The following is a 3,470-nucleotide window of genomic DNA, read 5'->3' on the forward strand; positions in this document are numbered from 1 at the left end:
CGCTCGGTAGCGTGGCGTTACGTTGAACTTCAGAGATCTTGCAGTAGAGATCGGTGGGTCGGTCTCGCTGTGAGGAGTGCTCGCGATGCCCACGATCTCTGTCACGCTCTGCGCCGAGGTTCCTGAGCTCGGAGAGGGCCCGGGCGCGTTGAGCTGGTCGATGGTCGAGGCGTGGGCGGTGGCGATGCGCGAGGAGGTCCCGGCCGCGGCGCTGGCGGTGTCGTTGGAGCAGGTCCAGGACCAGCTCATCGACCGCGTGTGCGGGCCCCGCTGGCTGCCGGTGCGGGGTCTGCCCGCCCCGTTCGGCTGTCCGGGGTGCGGAGTCATGCAGGACTTCGCCCGCAAGGGCAAGCGCACCCGTCCCCGCCGGGTCGACACTTCGGTCGGGGTGGTGCGGGTGCGGCTGGCCAACGTGGGCTGCCGCGACTGTGGCCGGGTGTTCGCGCCGCTGCTGCTGATGCTCGATCTGACCGGGCGTCGGCGCACCGACCGGCTGGCGGTCGACCTGGCTGAGCTGGCCAGTCAGATGTCGTTCGCCCGAGCGGGGGCGGTGGCCCGCAGCTTCGGGGTCCCCGCCTCGCCCGGTCGTGCCCACCAGGCCGTCGCTGACATCGCCCCTCGGCTCGAGTCCGTCGGGCGGGTGGAGCTCGGTGGGCCCTCGCGCGCGGCAGTAGTCGTGCTGGATGGCACCGGGGTCCGCGCTGGGCGTCGCCGCTTGGGGGTGAACACCAACATCGCCCTCGGGCTGAGCGCACGCAGCGGGCCACGCCGCCGGCGACGCGCCCAGACCGCGCTGCTCGGGCTGACCGTCGATCAACCCTGGTCGGCCATGCAGGCCCAACTCGCCGCGCTCGAGACCCCGACGGTGGTGGTCGTCGACGGCGAACTCGCGGTCACCCGCGTCGCGGAGCTGACCTGGCCCGATGTCCCGATCCAACGCTGCTGGTGGCACCTGGCCCGCGCGCTGCGCTGGGCGCTCTACGCCGACAAGGCACCTCATCGCTGGTCACGCGACAAGCGCGGCGAGCTCAGCGCACTGCTGCGCAGCGTCGCCCGGGAACGCCTGACCCACGCCCAGGCCCTGGCCCGCTACGACGCCTTCGTCGACACCGTGCGCACCGAAGATCACCACGCCGCCCTGGAGCTCCTCACCGCCGCCCGCGACCAGGTCTTCACCTGCCTGCAACCAGGCATCCGACGCGACCTGACGCGCCTCGGCGGCCCCGAGCTCGGCAGCGGCCTGCTCGAACGCGTCATGCGCGAACTCAACGCCCGCACCGACATCGGCGGCAGCCGCAGGTCGGTCGAGGGCCTCCGCGACCTGATCACCATCCAGCTCACCCGTATGACCAGCCATCCCGCATGGGCCACACTGCGCGCGTCAACACATCCGCCGAACCCCATCGACTTCAAGATCAATCACCTGAAGTTCAACGCTGGCTGACGCTACCGAATCGTCAGGGCGCCGTGGTAGGCGAACAGCAATTCCATCCTTCGCTGCTCGACGTCGTCGGTGTCCGAGGCCAGGACGTACTTGTTCATGCGCGCGGGGTCCGGCGGGCGAAGGTGATGGCCGGAGAACCCGGGGGTGTGGGGACCGTGCGGGTGGAGTCGAACCCGGCGTCGTGCAGCCACGCGGTCGCGGTGGGTCCGTCCAGGGGGGTGCCGCCGTAGGTCACGGTCTGAAAGCGGTTGAGGGCATCCTCCACCGCGTCCTGGCCGTACTTCCCGTGTCCGACCATGATCCAACCGCCGGGGCGGGTGGCGTCGGCGAGGCGTCTGAGTCCGGCGCGCAGGGCCGGCTCGGGGATGAACGGGGCGGGCAGCCAGACGAGGTCGAAGCCCTCGGTGTCGACGAGCTCGGCGACGTCCAGGCGGCGGAAGGTGACGCGCTGGGCGATCTCGTCCGGGACCTCGGCCAGGGTCTGGCGGGCGAGACCGAGCGAGCGGTCGAGGACATCGATTCCGAGCACCCGTAGCTGCGGGAACACCTCGGCGTAGGCGACGGCCAGCGCGCCCACGCCGGTGCCGACATCGAGCATCCGGGCGCCCGGTCGCTCGAGGGCCCGGGCGAGGTCGGGCATGGACGGGAGGGCGAGCTGGGCGAACGCCCTGGCTCCCTGGGCGCTGGCCCGGCCCTGGGCGCGCAGCGCCTCGTCGGTCTGCGCGCTCCAGGCCGCGCCGTCGCCCCGGGCCACGGCTGCGGTCTTGAACAGCGTGCCCGCGGCCTGGGCCGCGACCTGGTGCGGGGTGGAATGCTCCAGCCCGCGCAGCGCGCCGTCGGCGGTGTCGAACACCCCCAGGGCGGCCAGTAATTCTGCGGCGGATCGCATCAGTGCGGGCGGCCCGTCGCCGCGCCCCACCACGGTCAACGCGGCCAGACTCCAGGCCGCGTGCTCCCCGCGGTGCAGCACGTCTGCCACCTCCACGGGGGCGACCCCGCTCGGCGGCCTCGTTCCTGTCGGGGTCATGCGGCCTCCTCGACCGAGTTGCGTAACGGCGTAACGTAATGACGTTGCAGTAGGGTGTCAATCATGGGTCGACGACGTCTGCACGACGAGGCCACCGCGAGCAGTCTGCTCGAGGCGGCGGAGGTCATCGTCGAGCGGGACGGGCTGCAGGCGTTGACGGTGCGTGAGGTCGCCGACGCGTGCGGGACCAGCACCCGGGCGGTCTACAGCAGCCTCGGTTCGAAGCAAGCGCTCGTCGCGGGGCTCGGGAAGCGCGCCTTCGACCTGCTCGGTGCCACGGTCGCCGGGCTCCCCGTCACCGACGATCCGGTGGCCGACCTCGTCCGGGCGGGCTCCCAGGGGTTCCGATCCTTCGCGCTGGCCCACCCGACGCTGTTCCGCATCGGCGTGCAACAGACCGCCCTAGCACCCGAGACCATCCAAGCGATCATCCCCGCCGCAGAGCAGGCACTGACCTCGTTGCACGCCCGGGTGCGCGCGTTGCAGGACCGCAGCGGCCTGGGTGGACGCACGATCAGCGACGCGTCCTGGCAGTTCCACGCCGCGTGCGAGGGGCTGGCCGCCCTGGAGCTCCGCGGCACCCTCGAGAGCGGGCGTGCGACCCGTCAGTGGGACGACGCCCTGCGCGCCCTGGTCACGGGATGGTCGGCCACCCCGACGCCCAGGACTGACACGCGCCCGGGGTGATGGCGTCACCGAACGTGGCAGACCTGGCATCAGGATCGGGCCGGGGTTGCTTCGCGGTCACCGGCGCGGGCCGGGCACTGCCCCAGATCCGCTCCGCGCGTCCGGCGTTCGAGCTGCACTATCCGCACCTCACCGACCGCATCCGCTTGGAGGCGCACGACGGGGCTGGGGGCGCGAAGAGCATCGGTGAGGCCGCCGCGGGCGTCACCGGGCAGGAGCACATCCCGGGCAGCGACCCCCGGAACAAGTGACCCCGTCCGCGGGGGACGACACGACGACGGGCTTGGAGATGGCCGACCACGGAACCTTGCC

General features: G+C 72.1%; 4 protein-coding genes. 3 read left to right on the top strand and 1 reads right to left on the bottom strand.

Annotated features, from left to right (window positions below):
• Positions 1-85 precede the first annotated feature (85 nt).
• The gene (locus AC0CYZ_RS14050; protein WP_472216312.1) at positions 86-1,444 is read left to right on the top strand and encodes a transposase; all 1,359 of its coding nucleotides are present in this window, start codon (positions 86-88) and stop codon (positions 1,442-1,444) included.
• A 94-nt stretch (positions 1,445-1,538) separates the two neighbouring features.
• Here AC0CYZ_RS14050 and AC0CYZ_RS14055 read toward each other — a convergent pair whose 3' ends face one another.
• Positions 1,539-2,429, bottom strand: a complete 891-nt coding sequence (locus AC0CYZ_RS14055) for a class I SAM-dependent methyltransferase (protein WP_472216314.1) — start codon at positions 2,427-2,429, stop codon at positions 1,539-1,541.
• Between the two features lie 105 nt (positions 2,430-2,534).
• Here AC0CYZ_RS14055 and AC0CYZ_RS14060 point away from each other — a divergent pair, with 105 nt between their 5' ends.
• Positions 2,535-3,158 (top strand): TetR/AcrR family transcriptional regulator, encoded by a 624-nt coding sequence (locus AC0CYZ_RS14060; RefSeq protein WP_472216316.1) that lies wholly within the window; start codon positions 2,535-2,537, stop codon positions 3,156-3,158.
• 14 nt (positions 3,159-3,172) lie between these two features.
• Positions 3,173-3,409, top strand: a complete 237-nt coding sequence (locus tag AC0CYZ_RS14065; protein ID WP_472216318.1) for a hypothetical protein — start codon at positions 3,173-3,175, stop codon at positions 3,407-3,409.
• Positions 3,410-3,470: the final 61 nt, after the last annotated feature.

The sequence above is a fragment of the Actinomycetospora sp. genome, assembly GCF_055612215.1.